The sequence below is a fragment of the Cryptosporangium arvum DSM 44712 genome (assembly GCF_000585375.1).
Classification (GTDB): domain Bacteria; phylum Actinomycetota; class Actinomycetes; order Mycobacteriales; family Cryptosporangiaceae; genus Cryptosporangium; species Cryptosporangium arvum.
Map to the genome: position 1 here is coordinate 7883211 of NZ_KK073874.1, position 22203 is coordinate 7905413.

21 protein-coding genes are annotated in these 22203 nt (G+C 72.0%); 10 read left to right on the top strand and 11 right to left on the bottom strand.

Annotated features, from left to right (window positions below; all coding sequences use genetic code 11):
- From CRYAR_RS35900 to CRYAR_RS35940, 9 genes are all read right to left on the bottom strand, one after another.
- The gene (locus CRYAR_RS35900; RefSeq protein WP_035857648.1) at window positions 1–2367 is read right to left on the bottom strand and encodes a hypothetical protein; all 2367 of its coding nucleotides are present in this window, start codon (window positions 2365–2367) and stop codon (window positions 1–3) included.
- Window positions 2368–2441: 74 nt separating this feature from the next.
- The gene (locus CRYAR_RS35905) at window positions 2442–4409 is read right to left on the bottom strand and encodes a thioredoxin domain-containing protein (protein ID WP_035857650.1); all 1968 of its coding nucleotides are present in this window, start codon (window positions 4407–4409) and stop codon (window positions 2442–2444) included.
- Between the two features lie 34 nt (window positions 4410–4443).
- Window positions 4444–5199 (bottom strand): SAM-dependent methyltransferase, encoded by a 756-nt coding sequence (locus CRYAR_RS35910; RefSeq protein WP_035857652.1) that lies wholly within the window; start codon window positions 5197–5199, stop codon window positions 4444–4446.
- A 65-nt stretch (window positions 5200–5264) separates the two neighbouring features.
- A complete protein-coding gene (locus CRYAR_RS47750; RefSeq protein WP_035857654.1) occupies window positions 5265–5852 on the bottom strand; it encodes a bifunctional 4-hydroxy-2-oxoglutarate aldolase/2-dehydro-3-deoxy-phosphogluconate aldolase in 588 nt (195 codons plus the stop codon).
- Entirely contained in the window at window positions 5842–6705 is an 864-nt protein-coding gene (locus CRYAR_RS47755; protein WP_051572351.1) for a sugar kinase, read from the bottom strand. The genes CRYAR_RS47750 and CRYAR_RS47755 overlap by 11 nt, the downstream gene beginning before the upstream one ends.
- Complete coding sequence (locus CRYAR_RS35925; RefSeq protein WP_035857656.1) at window positions 6702–7418, bottom strand: hypothetical protein; 717 nt, start codon at window positions 7416–7418, stop codon at window positions 6702–6704. Before CRYAR_RS35925 ends, CRYAR_RS47755 begins: the two co-directional genes overlap by 4 nt.
- Window positions 7412–8557 carry a galactonate dehydratase gene (gene dgoD / locus CRYAR_RS35930; RefSeq protein WP_035857657.1) on the bottom strand — a complete coding sequence of 382 codons (1146 nt, stop codon included), beginning with the start codon at window positions 8555–8557 and terminating at the stop codon, window positions 7412–7414. The genes CRYAR_RS35925 and dgoD overlap by 7 nt, the downstream gene beginning before the upstream one ends.
- Window positions 8544–9245, bottom strand: coding sequence for a FadR/GntR family transcriptional regulator (locus CRYAR_RS35935; protein WP_035857658.1), 702 nt, complete (start codon window positions 9243–9245; stop codon window positions 8544–8546). Before CRYAR_RS35935 ends, dgoD begins: the two co-directional genes overlap by 14 nt.
- Before the next feature lie 11 nt (window positions 9246–9256).
- Window positions 9257–9982, bottom strand: coding sequence for an SDR family NAD(P)-dependent oxidoreductase (locus CRYAR_RS35940; protein ID WP_035857659.1), 726 nt, complete (start codon window positions 9980–9982; stop codon window positions 9257–9259).
- Window positions 9983–10103: 121 nt separating this feature from the next.
- Here CRYAR_RS35940 and CRYAR_RS35945 point away from each other — a divergent pair, with 121 nt between their 5' ends.
- The 6 genes from CRYAR_RS35945 to CRYAR_RS35970 are packed head-to-tail and all read left to right on the top strand — an operon-like array spanning window position 10104 to window position 17283.
- On the top strand, window positions 10104–11375 hold the full coding sequence (locus CRYAR_RS35945) for an ABC transporter substrate-binding protein (protein WP_035857661.1): 1272 nt from the start codon (window positions 10104–10106) through the stop codon (window positions 11373–11375).
- A complete protein-coding gene (locus CRYAR_RS35950) occupies window positions 11372–12274 on the top strand; it encodes a carbohydrate ABC transporter permease (protein ID WP_035857663.1) in 903 nt (300 codons plus the stop codon). Before CRYAR_RS35945 ends, CRYAR_RS35950 begins: the two co-directional genes overlap by 4 nt.
- Complete coding sequence (locus CRYAR_RS35955) at window positions 12271–13152, top strand: carbohydrate ABC transporter permease (RefSeq protein ID WP_035857666.1); 882 nt, start codon at window positions 12271–12273, stop codon at window positions 13150–13152. Before CRYAR_RS35950 ends, CRYAR_RS35955 begins: the two co-directional genes overlap by 4 nt.
- An 11-nt stretch (window positions 13153–13163) precedes the next feature.
- Window positions 13164–14372: a cellulase-like family protein gene (locus CRYAR_RS35960; RefSeq protein WP_051572352.1), complete on the top strand. Its 1209-nt coding sequence runs from the start codon at window positions 13164–13166 to the stop codon at window positions 14370–14372.
- Complete coding sequence (locus tag CRYAR_RS35965; RefSeq protein WP_035857670.1) at window positions 14369–16354, top strand: alpha-galactosidase; 1986 nt, start codon at window positions 14369–14371, stop codon at window positions 16352–16354. The genes CRYAR_RS35960 and CRYAR_RS35965 overlap by 4 nt, the downstream gene beginning before the upstream one ends.
- The gene (locus tag CRYAR_RS35970; RefSeq protein ID WP_035857672.1) at window positions 16351–17283 is read left to right on the top strand and encodes a lactonase family protein; all 933 of its coding nucleotides are present in this window, start codon (window positions 16351–16353) and stop codon (window positions 17281–17283) included. The genes CRYAR_RS35965 and CRYAR_RS35970 overlap by 4 nt, the downstream gene beginning before the upstream one ends.
- On the opposite strand, the gene CRYAR_RS35975 is transcribed toward CRYAR_RS35970, so the two are convergent.
- Window positions 17280–17729, bottom strand: a complete 450-nt coding sequence (locus CRYAR_RS35975) for a hypothetical protein (protein ID WP_035857675.1) — start codon at window positions 17727–17729, stop codon at window positions 17280–17282. The genes CRYAR_RS35970 and CRYAR_RS35975 overlap by 4 nt on opposite strands.
- Window positions 17730–17817: 88 nt before the next feature.
- Here CRYAR_RS35975 and CRYAR_RS35980 point away from each other — a divergent pair, with 88 nt between their 5' ends.
- The 3 genes from CRYAR_RS35980 to CRYAR_RS35990 all read left to right on the top strand — a co-directional run bounded on the left by CRYAR_RS35980 (window position 17818) and on the right by CRYAR_RS35990 (window position 20150).
- Window positions 17818–18465 (top strand): phosphatase PAP2 family protein, encoded by a 648-nt coding sequence (locus CRYAR_RS35980; protein ID WP_051571384.1) that lies wholly within the window; start codon window positions 17818–17820, stop codon window positions 18463–18465.
- Window positions 18466–18468: 3 nt separating this feature from the next.
- On the top strand, window positions 18469–18729 hold the full coding sequence (locus CRYAR_RS35985) for a hypothetical protein (RefSeq protein ID WP_035857676.1): 261 nt from the start codon (window positions 18469–18471) through the stop codon (window positions 18727–18729).
- 104 nt (window positions 18730–18833) lie between these two features.
- Window positions 18834–20150 (top strand): MFS transporter, encoded by a 1317-nt coding sequence (locus CRYAR_RS35990; protein WP_051571385.1) that lies wholly within the window; start codon window positions 18834–18836, stop codon window positions 20148–20150.
- Here CRYAR_RS35990 and CRYAR_RS35995 read toward each other — a convergent pair.
- Entirely contained in the window at window positions 20095–21291 is a 1197-nt protein-coding gene (locus tag CRYAR_RS35995) for a 4-hydroxybenzoate 3-monooxygenase (RefSeq protein WP_035869182.1), read from the bottom strand. The genes CRYAR_RS35990 and CRYAR_RS35995 overlap by 56 nt on opposite strands.
- Before the next feature lie 100 nt (window positions 21292–21391).
- Here CRYAR_RS35995 and CRYAR_RS36000 point away from each other — a divergent pair, with 100 nt between their 5' ends.
- Window positions 21392–22189, top strand: a complete 798-nt coding sequence (locus CRYAR_RS36000; RefSeq protein WP_035857678.1) for a CoA transferase subunit A — start codon at window positions 21392–21394, stop codon at window positions 22187–22189.
- Window positions 22190–22203 lie beyond the last annotated feature (14 nt).

Genomic DNA, 22203 nt, shown 5'->3' on the forward strand with positions numbered 1-22203 from the left:
TCAGCCGATGCGCACGGCCACGGACAGCGGCGTCTGCTCGGAGCCCTGACCGAGCGGGTTGTCCCCGAAGAGGTTCTCGAAGAACTCCTCCGGCCGATCGGCGTCGCTGCCCAGCACGTTGCGCCCGATGTCGTTCGCGTCGATCACGACGACCCCGGCCAGCGTCTTCGCCAGCTGCGGCAACCCGGCCTCGGTGAGCGTCGCCGCGATCGTGGACTTCAGCTTCGACGCCACCCGGTCGGGGTGCGCGGGCGCCAGCTTCGCGGATACGTTCGCCGGGTAGACCGAGTACTCGGTCGGGCCGTCGATGGCCCGCACGGAGTGCCCGGCCACCTGGTAGAACAGCCCGCGCTTGCCGACCGCCTTGCCGGCGGCGCTCACCCCGGCCGCGAACAGGATCCGCGGTAGGCCGGCCTCCCGGATCGCCAGCTCCATCGTCCACGGGCTGCCGAGCCCGATGCCGTACGGCGTCTTCACGACGAACTTCGCCAGCGTGCGCGCCCACCAGGACGGCTCGATGTCCCAGATGAAGTACGACCGCCCCTGCGAGATCGCGATGATCTTCTCGCTGACCAGCAGGTACCACGGACCGTTGAACGCGGCCAGGTACGACCCGTCGGCACGCACGTGGTCGATGAACTCGCTGACGTACCCGGTGATCCGGCGGGTGTAGTCGTCGCCGGAGGTGAACAGCTCGGTGCGGATCGGGAAGCGCAGCCAGCGTTCCTTGTCGACGGTGATCTCGAGCTGCTTGTTGGCGTTGGCCTCGAGCGGGCCCTTGATGCGGACCGGCTCCTTCTCCTCGGGCTTCGGGTCGAGGAACTCCTGCGCCCACATCTCCACGCACCAGATCCGCCAGAACAGCTCGGCATCGTGGTTGCGGCCCTTGATGAAGTCCTCGAACGCGACCAGGACGTTCTGCTGGTGGAACCAGGGCCGGTTGACGAACGACTCGGCCAGGAACGTGCCGTAGATCCGGTTCTTCAGCCGCAGCAACCAGTCCCGGACCGGCGCCGAGTTCCGGACGTCGCCCGGGGCACCGGCCGGCAGCGCGGACCGCAGCGACGCACCGCCCTGCCCCGCGTCGGCGACCGGGTTGGCGAACGGCGTGTCGATGCGGATGCCGAGCCGGGCGGCGTTGCGGTCGGCGGTGCGCCGGGCTTCGGCCAGGCGGGCCGGGGCCTTCGCGGCCGGACGCGGCGCCGGCGTGCCGTCGGTGGGCGCACCGGCGCGGGCCTGGGCCAGCGTCGGGGCCAGGAGTGTCGTCGGTGCGACCTCCTTGCGGGGCTTCTTGCCGGTGGTCTCGACCGTCAGGCCGTACGCGGCGATCGCGCCCACCGGGTCGAGCAGCGAATCGGCGCCGCCCTCCCGGGCCGTCTTCGCGACCGCGTACTGCACGTACTCGCCGAGGTCGGCGACCGGCTCGCCCTGCACGCGCAGGAACTGCGAGAGGTCGGAGGCGAGCGTGTCGGCGTTCACCCGGACGGAGTGGACAGTGGCACCGAGCGCGGCGGACACCGCGCCCACGTACATGTCCTCGGTGGTGTCCATCGGGGCGAAGCTGGCCGAGAAGTACGCCGAGGGCGGGATGCCCGGCGTAGCCTTCGCGGTGGCGGCGAGCGCTGCGCCGGGCAGGCCGAGACCGAGCCGGACGGCGGGGTGGTGGCTCGCCGCGAGCGCGTTGCGTGCGGCGGCCAGGCCGTCGACCGGCGGCGTCACCGCGTCGATCGAGCGGGTGGACGCACCGTTGCTGTCGACGATCAGCGCCTGCCCGGCCGGGAGCCGCCGGATGCCGGCGAAGAACGTGGCCTCGCCGTCTTCGCCGCCGCCGGTGAGGACGAACTCGACGACCCGCTCAGTGTCGGGCGCCGAGGAGACCAGACCGGCCTCGACGAGCGCGGCGGGCTCGGACGCGAACGCGAGCCCGTCGACACCGGCCGCGGCCGGTGCGTAGTAGAGCGGAGCACCGGCCGCCACCAGGATCAGCGCCTCACGCCGCGGGTCGAGCAGCGCCGCGGTCCACGGCGTCGGCAGCGTGGCCAGCAGCTCCACTCCCCCGGACGCGTAGCGGTCGGCGACGGCCACCGGGTCGACCCCCGCGGCCACGACGACGGTGCCGTCCCGGTCGGTGGCGCCCGGCGTCACGTTCGGAGCGGAGCGGACCACCAGCCCGATCCGCCCGGCCTCGGCGCGGTTCTCCGTGGGGCCGCGGTGCGCGAGCGCCGCCCCCAGCCCGGCGAGCGCGGCCTGCCCGGCGGCCTGACCAGCCGCTCCGTAGTACCCCGCGATGCCACCCGGCTGGTAACCGACGGCTGGGGTGCCCGCCTGGGACGTTGTTGCGCCGCCGTCCGTCTCCGTCACACCCATGAAAGCCGCCCACTCCTGTCTTCGCCGAGTCCCGCCGATCGTAGCGAGCCGGTACGACCGGCCCGCGCGGCCCGCTACCGCAGCTGCTCGGCCAGCGGACCCGGCTCGGTCGTGGGCAGGTCACAGACGAAGCCCCGGCAGACGTACGCGGCCGGTTCACCGCCGACGAGCGGGCGGTCCGCGAGCAGCGGCACGCCCTCGGCGTCGGGAGGACCGGCGACCACGACGGTGCCGGGCGACGTCGCGCGCCAGGCGACCGCGCGCAGTGCGTCGGCCTCGGCACCGGAGCCGACGACCGCGACCTGCAGCGGACCGGCGACCGCGGCCTCACCGACCGCGCAGGCCCAACCGGCGAACCGGGCGAACCGCTCCGCGACCGGGGCCATCTTGGCGAGCGCACCCTCGGCGGCCTCGCGGTGGCGCACCGACGCGGTGAGCGCGGCGTAGGTGAGCAGGGCTCCGGCCACTGCGGACGAGCCGGACGGGGTCGCGTTGTCGGTCGGGTCCTGCGGGCGGCGGATGAGCGCCTCGGCGTCGTCGGCGGTGTCGTAGAAGCCGCCGGAACCGTCGGCGAACCGGGTGAGCGCGGTCTCGAGCAGCTCCCCCGCCGACGCCAGCCACCGGGCCTCGCCGGTGACCTGGTGCAGCGCCAGGAAGCCCTCGGCCACGTCGCCGTAGTCCTCGAGGACGCCGGCGTGCTCGCCGACCCGACCGTCGCGCGAGGTGCGCCGCAGCCGGCCGTCGACCAGGTGGACGCGCAGCAGCAGTTCCGCGGCCCGCACCGCGACGTCGGTCGCGGCCGGATCGGAGCACAGTTCACCGTATTCGGCGAGCGCGGCGATCGCGAGGCCGTTCCAGGCCGCGACGACCTTGTCGTCGCGGGCGGGCTGCGGGCGCTCGCCGCGTGCGGTCAGCAGCCGCTCCCGCAGTTTCGCCCAGCGGGCCGGGTCGTCGGGGTCCTTCCGGAGCTGCAGGACGCTCGTGCCGTGCTCGAACGTGCCCTCGCCGGTGACGCCGAGCAGCGTGGTGGCCCAGGCGCCGTCCTCGTCGCCGAGCGTTTCGGTGAGTTGCGCCGGTGTCCAGGCGTAGGTGAGGCCTTCGACGCCGTCGGTGTCCGCGTCGAGCGCCGACGCGAAACCGCCCTCGGGGGTGCGCAGGTCACGGCGGAGGAACTCGGCGGTCTCGTCGGCGACCCGGCGGGCCAGCGGATCGCCGGTGGTGCGCCAGAGATGCAGGTAGACGCGGAGCAGCAGCGCGTTGTCATAGAGCATCTTCTCGAAGTGCGGCACGGTCCAGGTGGCGTCGACCGCGTACCGGGCGAACCCGCCGCCGAGCTGGTCGTACATGCCGCCGCGGGCCATCGCCGCACAGGTCTCGCTCACCATGCGCAACGAATCCTCGCTGCGGGTGCGGGCGTGATGGCGGAGCAGGAACTCCAGCCCCATCGACGGCGGGAACTTCGGTGCGCCGCCGAAGCCCTTGTCGTCCGGGTCGTAGTCGCGCTGGAACGTCTGCGCGGCGGAGTCGAGCTTCGCCGCGTCGAGCGGGTGGCCGGGGCCGAGCGAACCGCCGGTGAGCGCCTCGACGACGTTGCGCCCCTGCGCGATCGCCTCCTCGCGCTGGTTGGCCCAGGCCTGCGCGACCGCGACGACCAGCCGCTGGAAGTGCGCTTTCGGGAAGTACGTTCCGCAGAAGAACGGCGCGCCGTCGGGCGTGGCGAACACGGTCATCGGCCAGCCGCCCTGGCCGGTCATGGCCTGGGTGGCCTCCATGTAGACCGCGTCGACGTCGGGACGCTCCTCCCGGTCGACCTTGATCGGCACCGTGTACTGGTTGATCAGCGCGGCGGTCTCGTCGTCCTCGAACGACTCGTGCGCCATGACGTGACACCAGTGACACGCGGCGTAGCCGACCGAGAGGAGCACCGGAACGTCCCGGCGTTTCGCCTCGGCGAACGCCTCGGTCGACCAGGGCCACCAGTCGACCGGGTTGTCGGCGTGCTGAACGAGGTAGGGCGAGGTCGCGTCACCGAGCCGGTTCATGGTTCGTAGCCTGCCACGCCCCACCACGTCCTCCCTACGAAGGGAGCTTGCGGGCCACCGCTCCGTAGGCCTCGATCGCGGGGGGTGCGGTGTCCTCCGGGCGCCAGTGGGTGATCTGGACCAGGCCGGGGTCGATCAGCTGCAGGCCGTCGAAGGCGGTCGCCAGCACCGAAGGGCTGCGCAGGACGTACGGGACGCCCCCGCTCTCGGCCAGCCGCCTGGCGCCTTCGACGACCTCCGGCGTGGTGTTCGTGCCGTCCCAGAGCACCAGGAAGCTGTCGGCCTCGAGCGGGGCCAGCGTGCGGCTGACGATCGAGCGGAACACCTGGTCGTCGGGCTCGTACCCGAGGACCCCCATGAACATCACCGCGATCGGCTGACGGAAGTCGAGCACCTCCGCCGCCGCGGCCAGGATCGCCTCGGGGTCGTGGTAGTCGGCCCGGACGAACGTCGCGGCGCCCTCGAGCGGGGTGTCGGCGACCATCGGGTCGATGTCGACGTAGACGACCTTCGCGTCCGGGGCCACCTGGTGGGTGTTCTGCATGACCGGCAGCCCGGTGCCGATGTCCAGGAACTGCCGGATGCCGGCCTCTTCGGCCAGGTAGCGCACGGCGCGGATCAGGAACCCGCGGGAGTACTGCGCCATCCGGACGATCTCCGGGTACACCTGCGCGACCGCGTCACCGGCGGCTCGGTCGGCGGGGAAGTTGTCGGTCCCGCCCATCCAGTAGTTCCAGATCCGGGCGGCGTGCGGGAAGTCGGTGTCGAGGTCCTCATTGGAGAGCGCCATGAGGCGTTTCTACAAGAGCGGGCCGGCCGAACACATCAAAAAGCCGGTTGTCGACGACTCCGGGCTCAGAGCACGTCGGTGAGCTGAGCGCGCTGGTCGGGATCGGCGAGGGCGGAACCGAGCGCCACCACGGCGGCGCCCGCGTCGAGGAATGCCGGGACGTCGCTCACCGCGAGGCCACCGGTGGCGACGAAACGGACGTCCGGGAACGGGCCGCGCACGGCCGAGATCCAGCCGGGGCCGAGCGCGCCGGCCGGGAACGCCTTGAGCCAGCGGCAGCCGGCGGCCACCGCGAGCCCCACCTCGCTCGCGGTGCCGACGCCGGGCAGGTGCGGTAGCCCGGCGTGCAGGCTCGCGGCGAGCACGGTGAGGTCGAGGCCGGGCGCGACCGTGTAGCGGGCGCCGGCTTCCGCCGCGGCCCGGGCCTGGTCGGGCGTCACGACGGTGCCCGCACCCACGATCAGCCCGCGCTCGGCGGCGGCGGCCGCGACGTCCCGCAGCGCGTCCAGCCCGTGCGGCCGGGCCAGCGGGATCTCCAGCACGGTCACCCCGGCGTCCCAGAGCCGCGACGCCAGCGAAACGGTCTCGGTCGGCGGCAGCCCCCGCAGGATCGCCATGATCCGCGCCTCGCCGACGATCTCGTCAAACGTCATCGAACCCCTCCAGTTCCGCCACGTCTCCGGTCACCCGCAAGGCCGCCCCGGCGACCCGGTGCCCCAGCCGGAGGCGCTCGGCCTCCGGGGCGTCGCGCACCAGGCCGAACAGGTACCCGGCCGCGAACGCGTCACCCGCGCCGACCGGTTCCACCACCTCGACCGCGGGCGCCGGCACGAACTCCGCGTCCGAGTACGCGCCCACCGCGCCGTCCTTCACGATCACCCGGCCCGGCTCCGGGAGGAGCTCACGCACGTCGGCGGCCGTCCGCACGCCCCAGAGCGTCTGCGCTTCGTCCAGGCCGACGAACACGACGTCGGCGCGGCGAGCCAGCGCGGCCAGCACCGGCGCGGCCCGCTCCACCGGCCACAGCCCGGGCCGGTAGTTCACGTCGAAACTGGTGAAGCCGGTCTCGAGCGCCGCCTCGACGAGCCGGGCGCACGACGACGACAGCGCCGGCGTGATGCCGCTCAGGTGAACGACCCGCGCGGCCGGCAGCGTCGACGGTCCGAGCCGGGAAGCCGCCGACCCGGCGCGGTAGTAGTGCACGGTCGTGCCGGCCGCCCCCGGGTTCTTGAAGAAGACGCCGGTCGGGGCGGACCCGTCGACGACCACGTGCGAGACGTCGACACCGTACGAGCCGACCCGGGCGACCACGAGTTCACCCAGCGGGTCGGCCCCGACCGCGCTCACCCAGGCCACCCGCGCCCCGAGCTGCGCCAGGTAGGAGGCGACCGTCGACTCGGCCCCGGCGACGTCGAGCCGCATCGGGCCACCGGCGGCCAGCGGACCCGGCGGATCCGGGGTCACCAGCGCCATCGACTCGCCGACGCAGACCACGTCGTAACTCATGCCGAAACCGTCAGCCGCCACGCGCACTCTCCGGACTCCCCCACGACGGCGGTGTCCCCCTCCGCCCGATCGAACACCCGCCCGAGCATCGGCTCGACGCCGATCGACCGGTACGGGTCCTCCTCCGGCCATCCTCGCAAGTTCCGCCAGAGCGCGACGGACACCGGCTGCCCGTCGGCCTCCAGCCGGAAACTCAGCGAGGACCCGTCCACCACCCGGACGGACGAGCAGGCGAGGATCGCGCCGAGCGCGGTGCCGTCGTCGGGGCCGAGCCGGTCGAGGCCGGCGGGCCACGCCTCGGTCCGGAGCTCCGCGTCGTACACCCGGGTCGGCGTGCCGTGCGGCGCCACCAGCCGGGCCGACGGCGACACGTCGAGCAGCGCGTGGGCCGCCCAGACGAACCGGTAGCCGGGGGCCGCCGACAGCCGGTACTCCACCACGAGCGCGTCGCCCACCGTCCGGAACGCCCGACGCAGCTCGAACTCCGGTGTCACGACGCCCTCCGCGGTCCACGGCCGCGACCACACCGACCCGTGATCGGGCACGCCACGCACGGTCGGGACGCACTCCTCCACCCCGCCCGCGTCGACGAACGGATCGCCGGGGCGCACGTCCGCCCGGGGCGCGGCCCGGTGCCAGAGCCACTCGCGGCCGTCCACGCGCAGCGAGGTCCAGCGGCCGCCGTGCGCCGGATCGGTCAGCACGGTCACCACTCCGCGAACGACCCGTCGTCGTGCCGCCAGACGGGGTTGCGCCAGGCGTGCCCGGACCGGTCGGCCTCCCGGACCGCCGCCTCGTCCACGGTGATCCCGAGCCCGGGTAGTTCGAGCCGGGCGATGTGCCCGTCGACGATCCGCAGCGGCTCCGGGTCGGTCACGTAGTCGAGCAGGTCAGCGCCGAGGTTGTAGTGGATCCCGATGCTCTGCTCCTGGATCAGGAAGTTCGACGTGCTCAGCGCCACCTGCAGGCTGGCGGCGAGCGCCACCGGCCCGAGGGGGCAGTGCGGTGCGAGCAACGCCCCGTGCGTCTCCGCGAGCGAGGCGATCCGGCGCACCTCCGAGATGCCGCCGGCGTGCGAGAGGTCGGGTTGCACAACGCTGACCCCGGCGCGCAGCGCGGGCAGGAAATCGCTGCGGTGGTAGAGGCGCTCACCGGTCGCGACCGGCACGGCGCTCAGCCCGATCAGGTCGGGCAGCCGGTCGCCGTGCTCGGGCAGCAGCGGCTCCTCGACCAGCAGCGGGTGCAGCGGCGCGAGCGCGGGCAGCAGCAGGCGCGCCGCCGGGAACGTGGCCCGGCCGTGCAGGTCGACGGCCACGTCCCGGTCGTCGCCGAGGGCCTCCCGGGCCGCGGCGACGCGCGCGACCACCGCGTTCAGCTCGGCCAGCGTCGGCACCGGGGAGAGCACGCCGCTCGCGTTCATCTTCACCGCGGTCATCCCGGCTTCGACGTGCGCGGTCACCGCGTCGGTGAGCTCGCCCGGCTCGTCGCCGCCCACCCAGGCGTAGACGCGGACGCGGTCGCGCACCGCGCCGCCGAGCAGCGCGTGCACCGGGGCACCGTAGGCCTTGCCTGCGATGTCCCAGAGAGCCTGGTCGATGCCGGCGACCGCGCTGGAGAGCACCGGCCCGCCGCGGTAGAAGCCACCCTTGGTCAGCACCTGCCAGTGCTGCTCGATGCGTAGCGGGTCCTCGCCGATCAGGTACTCGGCCAGGACGTCCACGGCCGCGCGCACCACCTCCGCGCGTCCTTCGACGACCGGCTCACCCCAGCCCACCAGCCCGTCGTCGGTGGAGATGCGGCAGAACAGCCAGCGCGGCGGAACGAGGAACGTCTCGACCTTATCGATTTTCATCGGCGAGCCTCGCTACGTCCTCGACGGCCTGCTCCAGCAGTCGTCCCATGGCGCGGGCCGCGTCGGCCGAGTCGTGCCGCCGGATCGCGTCCACCACCGCCCGGTGGCTGGGGACCGGATCGCCGGGCCCGGCTCCGTGCACCATCCGGTCACGTTCGGCCAGCCCGGTCTCGATCAGCACCTCCATGCGCTGGAGCAGCTCGTTGTGGGTCGCGGCGAGCAGCGCGCGGTGGAACGCGAGGTCGGCGTCGACGGCCGCGCCGATGTCGTCCCCGGCCGACGCCATCGCCGCGAGCGCGACGTCCAGCGCTTCGACGTCGGAGCCCGTCGCTCGTTCGGCCGCGAGCCCGGCGGCTCCGGGCTCGACGATCGACCGCAGCTCGTGCAGGTCGCTGAATAACCCCGGCCGGGTCGCGCGGGAGAACTGCCATCGCAGGACGTCGGGGTCGAGCAGGCTCCAGTCGTCACGCGGACGCACGAACGTCCCGCGCTTCGGGCGGGCGTCGACGAGCCCTTTCGCGGCGAGCACACGCATCGCCTCGCGCAGCGCGGTGAGGCTGACGTCGAGTTCCGACTGCAGCGCGGTGATGTCGAGCGTGGCGCCTTCGGCGAACTGTCCGGTCAGGATGCGCTGGGCCAGCACCTCCACCGTCTGACCGTGCACGCCACGCGTCCCGTAGTGCTGCATGCGTCCCCTTGTCACGACGACTGCCGAGTGGCAGTCCAGCCACCGTCGACGACCAGCGTGGTGCCGGTGACGAACCCGGCCTCGTCGGAGGCCAGGAACGCCACCGCGGCCGCCACGTCGTCGGGGCTACCCAATCGACCGGCGATCGTGGCCTCGGCGCTGCGCGCTCTGTCCACTTCCGAGATGTCGGCCCAGGCGTCCGTGAGGATCGGGCCCGGAAGCACCGTATTGACCCGCAGCGCCGGACCGTACTCGACGGCGAGCTGCCGGCCGAGCGAGACCAGCGCGCCTTTGGCCGCCGCGTAGGCCGGGCGCCCCGGCAACCCGACGATCGCGTGCACCGACGAGACCAGCACGGCCGAGCTCAGACTGGGGAGGAGCGCGCGGACGCCGAGGAACGTGCCGGTCAGCGACACCGCCAGCTGCCGGTCCCAGGAGGCCAGGCTGGTCTCGTGCGCGGGAGCGAGCTCGACCACGTACGCGTTGCTCACCAACACGTCCACCGGACCGAACCGCTCCGCGAGCCGCGTCCACGCCTCCTCGTCGGAGACGTCGGCCAGGAACGCGTCCGCGCGTCCGCCGTCGGCCCGGATCTTCTCGGCGACGTCGTCCGCGGGCCGGACGTCGGTGAGCACCACCGCGGCGCCCTCGGCGGCCAACCGGACCGCGCAGGCGGCCCCGATGCCGCCGGCGGCACCGGTCACCACGGCCGTCCGACCTGCGAATCGTTCGCTCATCCGGGCGCCTCCGAGGCAACTAACCATTAATTACGAAGATATATTGACAGCCCCGTGAGGCCCGTGCAACCGTTCCGCAACGCGATGTCACAGCTGACTCTCGTCCCCCCGGAGGGTTCACATGACCACCACACGACGCGGCTTCCTCGCGGGCCTCGGCGGGCTCGGAGCGGCCGCCGCGCTCGGCGGCTGCGCCACCGGTAGCGACTCCAGCGGTGGTGGCAGCTCCACCACGCTGACGCTGCAGAACTCGCAGTCCGACGCCGACCCCAAGGCCGCGCTCACGCAGGTCGTCGACGGCTACACGAAGCAAAAAGTCACCCTGAACACGATCGCGATCGAGACGTTCCGGGCGCAGCTGCCGACGTACCTCAACTCGGCCAACCCGCCGGACGTCCTCACCTGGTACGCGGGCTCGGTCGCCCGCGACTACGCGAAGAAGGGCTTCCTGCTCGACCTCTCCGAGCTCTGGACCGGCGACGGCGCCTGCGCGAAGTTCTCGCCCGCGCTCAAGGAGCTGTCCACGGCCGAGGACGGCAAGCAGATCTTCGTCCCGACGAACTACTACTGGTGGGGCGTCTTCTACAAGAAGTCCGCGTTCGCCGAGTGGGGCGTCCAGCCGCCGACCACGTGGGACGAGTTCATCGCGGTCTGCAAGACGATCAAGAGCAAAGGCGCCTACCCGCTGACGATGGGCACCGGCTCGACCGCGTGGATGGCCTCCGGCTGGTTCGACTACCTCAACCTCCGGATCAACGGCGCGAAGTTCCACCGCGAGCTGCTGGCCGGCCAGCACAGCTTCGACGGGCCCGAGGTCAAGCAGGTCATGGACTACTACCGGCAGCTGGTCGAGTACATCGACCCCAAGGGCCGCTCGTACTCCTATCAGGACGCGGTCACGCCGCTGGTCAACAAGAAGGCCGGCATGTACCTGATCGGCGCGTTCGTCACGAGCTCGGTGCCCCAGGGTGGCGTCGACGACATCGACTTCTTCCGGGTGCCGTCGATCAACACCAGCGTGCCGGTCGCCGAGGAAGCCCCGACCGACGGGTACTTCGCCGCCGCGAAGACCAGGAACAAGCAGGGCACGCTTGACCTGCTGTCCTACCTGGCCGGCGCGAAGCAGCAGCAGGCGTTCATCGAGCGGGCGAAGTCGTCGAACCTGCCGACGTCCGGTGACGTCGACACCACCAAGTTCTCCCCGCTGGTGCAGAAGGGCATCAAGCACCTGAACGACACCGAGGAGATCACGCAGTTCTTCAACCGCGACTCCAGCGACGAGCTGCAGACGACGGCCGACACCGCGCTGACGAAGTTCCTCGACAAGCCCGGTGACGTGAACTCGATCCTCAAGGAGTGGCAGGCCTCCGCGAAGAAGGTCCTCGGGTCGTGACCGCGGTTACCGCGCCGGTGCGACGGCGACCACGTCGCGTCCCGACCATCGTCTGGGTGTTCCTCGCGGTGCCCGCGGTGGTCGAGATCGGCATGGTGTTCTGGCCGGCGCTCAACAGCTTCTACCTGTCGTTCACCAGCTGGAACGGGCTGGGCGCCGCCCAGCCCGTCGGGCTGGAGAACTACCAGAACCTCTTCGACGACGACGTGTTCACCGGCGCGCTGAAGAACAACGTGATCTGGGCGATCGGGTTCGGTGGGCTGTCGGTGCTGGGCGGATTGGCGTTGGCGCTGGCGCTCAACCGGCCCCGGCGCGGCGTCGGGCTCTACCGCAGCGCGATCTACCTCCCGATGGTGTTCTCGCTCGCGGTGACCGGCCTGTTCTGGCGGGTGCAGTACCAGCCCGACGGGTCGATCAACACGCTGCTCGGCGCGATCGGCCTCCAGACGTGGGAGAAGCAGTGGTTGGCCAACCCCGACACCGCGCTCTACGCGGTGCTGGTCGCGGCCGTGTGGCGGCAGGTCGGGTACGTGATGGTGCTGTACCTGGCCGGGCTCAAAGGCACCGATCCCACGTTGGACGACGCCTCGGCGGTCGACGGCGCGACCGCGTGGCAGCGGTTCCGGTACGTCACGTGGCCGCAGTTGCGTGGCGTCAACACCGTGGTCTTCGCGGTGACCGTGATCGACTCGCTGCGGACGTTCGACATCGTCTGGGCGATGACCGCCGGTGGGCCGTACCACTCGTCCGAGCTGCTCAGCACGTACATGTTCCAGCAGGGCTTCAAGTTCCTGAACCTGGGTTACGCGTCCGCGATCGCCGTGGTGATCTTCCTGCTCGCGGTCGTCTTCATCATCACGTACCTGGTTCGGGCGACCCGTGAGGAGGCCGCGGCATGACCGCCACGTTGGTTTCCGCGCCGCCGGAGCCGTCCCGGCCGGCCGCGAAGCCGGTCCGGCGCAGGCGGCGGGGCTGGCTGTTCCACGCGGTGATGGCGCCGGTGACGCTGATCTGGGTCGCACCGATGGTGTTCGTGCTGGTGCTGGCCGTGCGCTCGTTCGACGACATCGCCGCGAACGGCACCGCCGCGCTGCCGCACAGCTTCACGTTCGACGGCTTCGACACCGCGCTGGGCACCGGCGGGATGGCCCGGTCGCTCTGGACGAGCATTCAGATCACCGTGCCGGCCGTGATCATCACGCTGTGGCTGGCGTCGATGGCCGCGTACGCGCTGAGCCGGTACGCGATCCCCGGCCGCCGGGCGATCCTGCTCACGATGCTGGCCGGGAACCTGCTGCCCCCGCAGATCCTGCTGATCCCGGTGTCGCGGATCACCGAGTCGCTCGGGCTCTACGACACGCTGACCGGCCTGATCGCGATCCACGTCGGCTTCGGGCTCGGCTTCTACACGTTCGTGCTCTACGGGTTCATGCGGTCGTTGCCCGGCGAGCTCACCGAGGCCGCGCGCATCGACGGGGCCGGGCCGGTGCAGATCTACGCCCGGATCGTCATGCCGCTCTGCCGTCCGTCGCTCGCCGCGCTCGCCGCACTGGCCACGACCTGGATCTTCAACGACCTGATCTGGGCCATCACGGTGCTGCGTACCGAGGCGAAGCTGCCGGTCACGGCCGCGCTGCTGAACCTGCAGGGCGGTTACGTCAGCCAGTGGAACGTCGTCGCGGCGGCGTCGGTGCTGGCCGCGGTGCCGACCGCGATCGTGTTCTTCGCGTTCCAGCGTCACTTCGTGTCGGGGCTGCTGGTGGGGGCGAACAAGTGAGCAAGCTGGCGATGACCCTGTGGGACTTCAGCTGGTACGTCCGCACCGGTCCGGGTGAGCCGTTCGAGGACCTGGACCGGGCGTTCACCGAGGCCACCGAGCGGGGCTACAACACGGTGCGGATCTGCGCGATGCCGTTCCTGCTGTTCCGCTCAGGGCTGGACACGTCGGCGCTGACCTTCGAGTCGCTCGGCGGCGAGTACGGGCAACGGACCCGCTGGTACGACGTCCGCGGTCGAACCACGCTGGACGGGCGCGCGCACCTGCTCGCGCTCTTCCGCGCCGCCGCCCGGCACGACGTCCGGGTCATCGTGTCCAGCTGGGAGTACCAGCAGAGCCCGTCGTTCTCCACCGACGCCGACTGGCACGCCGCGCTGCGCCGGATCCCGGTGGACGAGCGGCCGCTCGCGCTCGCCGACGCCCACGCCGACCTCGTCGACCTGCTGAGCGCCGAAGGGCTGGCCGAGACGATCGCGTTCGTCGAGCTGCACAACGAGGTGCAGTTCAGCGGGCTGAACGACGGACGGGGCATCGTCGGGCTGCGCGAGCCGCTCGAGGCGGGCATCGACCGGTTCAAGCAGCGTCACCCGTCGGTGCCGTGCACGGTGAACTACGCGCACGTGCCGATCGGTGCGCTGCGTGGCGTGCCGCGCAACATCGACGTCGCGGTGTTCCACCCCTACGTCTACGGGGTGCTCGACGAGCTGATCGCCACGTTCGCGCTGCGGGACGCGTCCCGTCCGTTCCCGCAGGAGCGGGCCTACGCCGAGCTGCTGCGCGACGGCGCTCCCCCGCTCGAGGAGTGGCTGCCCTCGCCGGACCGGCGGTGGATCCTGGACGCCACCGTGGTCGGCACCCGGGAGATCTACACCCACGACTGGTGCGACCCGGCCAAGTGGGATCGGTGGCTCTACGACCGCTACGGCGAGCACCGGATCGCGATGCGTGCCGTGCTGGACCTGTGGCTGGACGCCGCCGCCGACCTGGCCGCCGCCCGGGGCGTCCCGCTGGTGTTCGGCGAGGGCTGGGTGGGCTACACGCCGCTGCACGGCACGTTCGAGGAAGGCCCGGTCGGCGCGGAGATCTGCGAGTACGCGGTGCGCCGCAGCCGGGAGATCGACGCGCTCGGCACGATCGTCTGCTCGAACGCGGCGCCGCAGCATCCGATGTGGGCCGACGTCGCGCTCCAGCAGCGGCTGAACGCCGAGTTCCTCCGGTGAGGTGGACGCTCACCGGCGCCACCACCGAGTACACGGTCACCGCCGCCGACGAGTGGCTCGAGCTGCACTCGTGGGGGCCGATCGGCGTGCACGACGGACCCTCGCCGCTCGCGTTCCACGGCAAGGTCCAGTACCTGACGCCCGGTGACGTCGCGCCGGTGGAGTACGCGACCGACGGTCAGCGGCCGTTCCTCGGCGCGGACCTGGTCGCCGGCGGGGTGCGCTGGCAGGTGCTCGACGCGGCCGACGACGACGGGCTGCGGGTCACGTTCGCGGACGCGCTGACCGGACTGCGCGGCACGCAGTGCTACCGGTTCGCGCCGGGCACCGACGTGATCGAACGGTGGGTGGAGCTGCACAACGACGGCTCCGGCCCGCTGGAGCTGGGGGCGGTCGGCTCGGCCGCGTTCTGCGTTCCCACCCCGGCCGGTGCCCACCTCGGGTACCTGCACGGGCAGTGGTCGCAGGAGTTCACCTGGGCCGAGGTCGAGCTGCCGCGGGGGCGGTTCGAGATCGGCAGCGCCCAGGGCGTGACCGGCCACCAGTTCGCGCCTTATCTGTGCGTCGCGGGCGACGGCGGCGCGTGGGGCGTCCAGCTGGCCTGGAGCGGTTCGTGGCAGCTGAGCGCCGAGGTGGACGCGGTCGGAACCACGCGTGTACGGGCCGGGGCCTTGCGCGACGTGCGGCTGGCGCCCGGCGAGACGCTCACGACGCCGGTGGCCGCCGGCGCCTACAGCGGCGACGGCGTCGACGGGCTGGCCCGGGTCTGGCACGCCTACGAGCGCGGGTTCGCCCGCGACCGCCCCCGCCCGGTGATCTACAACTCCTGGGAGGCGACGACGTTCGACGTCACCGCGGCGGGTCAGCTGGCGTTGGCCGACGTCGCCGCCGACCTGGGCGTCGAGACGTTCGTCGTGGACGACGGCTGGTTCGTCGGCCGCGTCGACGACCACGGCGGTCTCGGTGACTGGACACCCGACCCGGCCAAGTTCCCGGACGGCTTCGGTGCGTTCGTCGACGCCGTCAAGGCGAAAGGGCTCGGGTTCGGGCTCTGGGTCGAGCCGGAGATGGTCAACCCGGCCTCGGAGCTGTACGCGCGGCACCCGGACTGGGTCTACCGGATCGACGGGCGGCCGCAGACGCGGATCCGCAACCAGTACCTCTTGGACCTTGGCCGCGCCGACGTGTTCGAGTTCGTGACCTCGACCCTGGAAGGCCTGCTGGCGCGGTACCCGATCGATTACCTGAAGTGGGACTTCAACCGCCCGCGGACCGAGGCGCCCGATCCGGCGGCCGACGCGCGCCACGTGCGGAACCTGTACCGGGTGCTGGACCGCCTCCGCACGAGGTTCCCGCACGTGACGGTCGAGGGGTGCGCGGCCGGTGGGGCGCGTGTCGACCTGGCGACGGCCGCGCGCGTCGACGTGCTCTGGCCGTCGGACAACACGGCGCCGATGGACCGGCTGCGGGTCCAGCACGGGTTCCTGGCCGCCCACGCACCGCACCTGATGAGCTCGTGGGTCACCGACGCCCCGGGGCTGTTCGACGCGCGCCCCCGGTCGCTGGACTTCCGGTTCGTGCTCGCGTCCGCCGGGGTGCTGGGGATCGGTGCCGACGTCGGGCGCTGGTCGGCGGCCGAGCGGGACACCGCCCGGGAGTGGGTCGCCCGGTACAAGTCCGTGCGTGACGTGATCACCGCGGGCACGGTGTACCGGATCGGCGCGCCCGAGGAGACCCGGTGCGCGGTGCAGTACACGCTCGGTCCGCGCACGGTGGTGCTGGCCTGGAACACCGGCACGCTCGACGGCCTCGGGCACCTCCCCGGCCGCGACGTGCGGCTACCGCTGCGCGGCCTGCGCGGTGACGCCCGCTACCGTGCGCGAGGAATCGAGTTCTCCGGAACGCACCTGGCCACGGCCGGTCTGCCGGTCCGGTGGACCGCGGAGCACGACGCCGAGATGATCGTTCTGGAGGAGCTATGACGACCCGACTGGTCATCGGTTCGTACACGTCGGACATGGCGGGCACCGGGGTGGGGCTGAGCGTCGTCCCCGGCGGGCACGTGGCGAGCCCGTCCCCGTCGTACGTGATCACCGACGGTTCGTACCTCTACGCCGTCAACGAGGGCTCCGGCGAGGTCAGTTCGTACGCGCTCGACACCCTCGAGGTGCTGTCCACGCAGTCCACCGGCGGGCAGTGGCCGTGCCACCTCGCGCTGATCGACGGGTACCTGCTCGCGGCGAACTACGGCTCCGGGAGCGTCTCGGTGCACCCGGTCGTCGACGGGACGATCGGGGCGCGGACGAGCCTGGTCCAGCACGAGGGGACCGGGCCGAACCCCGAGCGCCAGGAGGGCCCGCACGCCCACCAGATCGTGCCCGGCCCCGGCGGCCGGGTGACGGTCGTCGACCTGGGCATCGATCGGCTCGTCCACTACACGTTCGCGGACGGCACGCTGACCCGCGTCGGGGAGACCCCGTTGCCGCCGGGCACCGGTCCGCGGCACGTGGCGGTGCACCCGTCCGGCCGCTGGTACGTCGCCGGCGAGCTGAACTCGACGGTGGTGACGCTGGCCGACGGCGATGTGGCCGCGATCACGCCGTGCACCGCCGTGGACGGCCCCAACCAGGCCAGCGCGATCGCGATCGCCGGCGACCACCTGTACGTCGCCAACCGCGGCCCGGACACGATCACCGCGTTCCGCCTCGACGCTGCCGGTGTCCCGGAGCCGATCGCCGAGGTGCCGACCGGCGGCCACTGGCCCCGCGACTTCGCGCTCGTCGACGACGGTCTGGTCGTGGCCAACGAGCGGTCGAACACGCTGACCTGGTTCACGCTGGAGGACGGCGTCCCGGTGCCCACCGGCCGCACCCTGGAGACCGGCTCCCCCACGTCGGTGCGGCCGCTCTAGTAGTCCGGGGTCAGCAGGCCCTGGAAGCCGACGATCACCGCGATGATGCCGAACACCGCGAGCAGCAGCGCCACCCCGGCCGGCGCTTCCACGGCCGACCGGGTGCGGGCGACGGTGGTGGAGCCGTTCGTCGGCGCGGTGGTGGTCGCGACCGCGGAGTCCTTCGCGCCGCGGCGTCCGCGCAGGCGGTCCCAGAGGAGCGCGACGCCGATCGCGATGCCGACGAGCTCGAAGTGGAAGACCCGCGGGCCGTCGGTCACGTGCACCAGCAGGTAGTAGCCGCCGGTCACCAGCGCCACCAGACCGACGATCCAGCCGTACGGTGCCGCGGCACGGGCGGCGAGACCCAGGTCGTCGCCGACCTTGGGCAGGCGCTGGAGCAGCGCGGCGGCCAGGAGCAGCCCGCCCGCGATGTTCGCGAAATCGAGGAGGAGCGCCATGATCATGGTTCCGATCCCTTCTCCTGCACCCGGACCCTGCTCATAGAAACGAGCCAAACGCGATTCCCGCCCAACCGGAAGTTAGCCTTCTGGGGTGTCCCGGTCCCGCACGTTGCTGCTCGTCGCGGGACTGGCTTTCGTCGCCATCACCATCGGACTGGCGACCGACGTCCTGACCGGTCTCGATCGGTCGATCGCCACCGCGATCGCGCGTCACCGGGTCGACGCGCTCTACTGGCCGGCCCGGGTGGGGTTCTCGCTCGGCCAGAACTGGGTGTTCCCCACCGCGTCGGCGCTGGTTGCCGTGGCCCTGCTGATCCGGAGGCGGACGGTGCGCCCCCTCGTCGGCCTGGTCGGCGTCTGGCTTTTCCACACGCTCGTCGTGGGCGCCCTCAAGCTCTGGGCCGGGCGTCCGCCCCCGGCCACCGGGGATCCGCACCTGCACGCGGTCGCCGCCGAGCTGAGCCAGCGGATGAGCTACCCCTCCGGGCACGCCGCGAACGTCGTCGTGTTCAGCGCGACGCTCGGCGTCCTGCTGGCCGCCTGTAACGGCGACCCCCGCTGGACCCGGCGGCTCCTGATCGTCGGCGCCGTGAGCGCTGCGGTCTGCGTCGCCTGCATGGTCTACCTCGGCTTCCACTGGACCACGGACGCGGCGGCCGGACTGTTGCTCGGCATCGCTATTCGTGGTCTCGCGGTGCCGTTCTGTGAGAGAATGAGTAGTACACCAGTTCGGGGGTGACCCATGAAGGGCGACCGAGTCGAGATCGTCATCGATGCCGGCGAATCCACCCGCACCTACGAGGTCGTGGCCACGCGAGCCGGCCGCCGGGTCGACGTCACGCACGGCCGCGGCATCGTCGAGGTCACCGAGGTGACCCGCGGCGGCACCCCGGTCCGCACCGCACGCTTCATGGCGGCACGCGTGCTGGCGCTCGTCGAGCATCCGGCCCCACGCGGCGCCCGCGCGGACGACGAGCAGCCTCCACAAGTCACCGCCGCCTGAGAAGTACTCATCGGCCGACGTAAACGCAGCGCGGTCATTAGCGGGTAACCACCGAATTCGGGGTTTTCCGTCGGGGCCCCGCGTCCTCGGCGCACGCTCTAGACGTGAGTCGCGGGTTACGCACGTCCGGGCTTCTGCTGAGCACCGCCACCTGGTACTCGATGTTCCTGTTCACGGCCGGGGCTCCGGCCGTGCTCGGGCCGCTGTTCTTCGCCCGGTACGGCGGCGCCGACGGCAGCCTGTTCGCGCTGGCCACCGCCGGGGTCGCGTTCGTCACCCGGCCGATCGGCGCGTTGATCTTCGGCCGCCTGGGCGACACCGTCAGCCGCCGCAGCGCGCTGATCTCGTCGCTGGCGCTCGGCGGCACGAGCATCGTCCTGATCGGCGCGTTGCCGACCGAGCGCACGATCGGCACGCTCGCCCCGATGCTGCTCGTCGGCCTGCAGCTCGTGCACGGCCTGGCGATCGGCGGCATCTGGAGCGGCATGACGCTGAGCCTCACCGAGGGTGCTCCACCGTTGCGCCGCGGGCTGATCGGCGGCTTCGTCCAGGGCGGAGTGTCCTGCGGCGCGATCCTGGCGAGCGTCGCCGTGTTCGCGGCCACGTCGGCCTTCGACACCGCGACGTTCGAGAGCTGGGGCTGGCGGGTGCCGTTCCTCGCCGGCGGTGTCCTGCTCGTCGCCGTCCTGGTGATCGCCGTTCGTCCCCGCGGTGAGCCGCTGCCGCCGGAGCCGGCGACCGACCGCCGTTCCGGGCCCGTCCGCACGGTGTTCCGCCGGCCCGGGCGGCTGCTGCTGGCGGCGGGTCTGCTGTTCTCGGCCAACGCCGCGTTCTACGTGACGATCACCGGCACGGTGGAGTACGGCGTCACCGAGTTGCGGCTCGCCCGTGCCGATCTGGTCGGTGGCGCGTTCATCGCCGCGGTGGTCGGCGTGCTCGGGTCGCTCGGCGGCGGTGCGCTCGCCGACCGGCTGGGGCGCCGGCCGGTCGTCATCCTCGGTGCGGTCGCCAGCGCGATCTGGGCGTTCCCGTTCTTCTGGCTGCTCAACACCGGCGCGATCGAGCTGGTGACGTTCTCGATGGCGGTCAGCGGGTGCGCGTCGGCGCTGGGGTACGGCGCGGTGGCGGCCTACCTGACCGAGCTGTTCGACCGGCGGTCCCGGTACACCGGGACCGCCCTCGCCTACCACCTGGGCGCCGCCCTCGCCGGCGGTGCGGCCCAGCTGGCCGTGCTGGAGCTGCCGACCTACGTGGAGAGCGGTGTCTCCTGGTTCCTGATCGGAACGTCGGCGCTCACCGTGCTCTGCGCGATCGCGCTCCCGGAGACCAGACCGGTCTCGCGTGCGGACGCCACGTTCGCGCGCCTCAGGGAAGGGGCCAGCCCGCGTAGTTCTCCGCCAGGTTCGTCGCCGCGGCGGTAGAGCTGGTCACCTGACGCAGCTGGGCGATCTGCAGGCGCTCCTGGAACTCGGCCTCGGCCGCGTCCCCGAACGACGACGCCGGGAACCGGTGCAGCATCGACGTCATGAACCAGGAGAACCACGTGCTGCGCCAGACCCGGGTGAGGCAGGTGTCGGAGTAGGCGTCGACCAGGTCGGTCCTGCCCTCGACGAGCAGCCGCTCCAGCGCGTCGGCGAGCACCTTGACGTCGGCGACCGCGAGGTTCAGGCCCTTCGCTCCGGTCGGCGGCACGATGTGCGCGGCGTCGCCGGCCAGGAACAGGCGGCCCTGACGCATCGGCTCGGCGACGAAGCTGCGCATCGGCGTGATGCTCTTCTCGGTGATCGGGCCCTCGGTGAGCGTCCAGCCGGGGTGACCGAGCCGGACCTGCAGCTGCTCCCAGATCCGCTCGTCGGACCAGTTCTCGATCTTCTCGTCCGGGTCGACCTGGATGTAGAGGCGGCTGACCTCGGGCGAACGCATGCTGTGCATCGCGAAGCCCTGCGGTGAGTGCGCGTAGATCAGCTCGTCGGTGGACGGCGGCACGGTCGCGAGGATGCCCAGCCAGGCGAACGGATAGGTGCGTTCGGAGACCCGCAGGCCGGACATCGACGGCCGGGAGATCCCGTGGAATCCGTCGCAGCCGGCGATCACGTCGCACTCGATCTCCTGCGCGACGCCGTCCGCGTCGGTGAAGGAGAGGATCGGGCGCTCGGTGTGGATGTCGCGCACCGCGGTGTCGGACACCTCGAAGTGGAGGACGTGCCCGGCGTCCAGCCCGGCGGCGATCGCGTCTTTCACGACCTCGGTCTGGGCGTACACGGTGAGCGTGCGGCCGCCGGTGAGCGACGGGAAGTCGATGTGGTGACGCTCGCCCGCGAACTGCAGGTAGATACCGCTGTGCAGCAGACCTTCCCGCTCCATGCGGGCGCCGAGACCGATCTCCCTGAGCAGTTCGACGGTGCCGTGCTCGAGCACACCGGCGCGCTGACGCTTCTCGCAGTACTCACGGCTGCGGTTCTCGACCAGCACCGAGTCGACCCCGGCCCGGGCCAGCAGGTGCTGGAGCAGCAGACCGGCCGGACCGGCCCCGATGATGCCTACTTGGGTACGCGTGCGCATCGTCACAGGATTACGGAGAGGTTGCGGTTCGATGACCCCGGTCTTCCGGTGGCCGGAAGAGCAATCCCGGGCCCGGTCGGAATCCCCCTAGCGTGAGCGCATGGCAGAGCTCTTGACCCTCGCCGAGGCGGTGCGGAAGCTCGTCCGGGACGGCGACACCGTCGCGCTCGAGGGGTTCACCCACCTCATTCCGGTCGCGGCCGGGCACGAGATCATCCGCCAGGGGCGGCGCGATCTCACGCTCGTGCGGATGACCCCCGACATCGTGTACGACCAGCTGATCGGCGCCGGCTGTGCCCGCAAGTTGATCTTCTCCTGGGGCGGCAACCCGGGCGTCGGGTCGCTCCACCGGTTCCGCGACGCCGTACAGAACGCCTGGCCGGCGCCGCTGGAGATCGAGGAGCACAGCCACGCCGGCATGGCCAACCGCTACGTGGCCGGAGCGAGCGGGTTGCCGTTCGCGGTGCTGCGCGGGTACGTCGGCACCGACCTCGTCCGCCGGACCGACACGATCAAACCGATCACCTGCCCGTTCACCGGCGAGACGCTGACCGCGGTGCCGGCGATCAACCCGGACGTCACGGTGGTGCACGCCCAGCGCGCCGACCGCGCGGGCAACGTGCAGATCTGGGGCCTGCTCGGCGTCCAGAAGGAAGCGGTGCTGGCCGCGAAGCAGTCGTTGGTGACGGTCGAGGAGATCGTCGACGAGCTGGCTCCCCGGCCGGGCGCGATCACGATCCCGAGCTGGGCGGTGACGTGCGTCGCGGAGGTACCCGGCGGTGCGCACCCCAGCTACGCCCAGGACTACTCCGAGCGCGACAACGCCTACTACCAGGAGTGGGACACGATCAGCCGGGACCGAACCACCTTCACCACGTGGCTGAAGGAGCTCCAGTGACGTACACGTCCGAC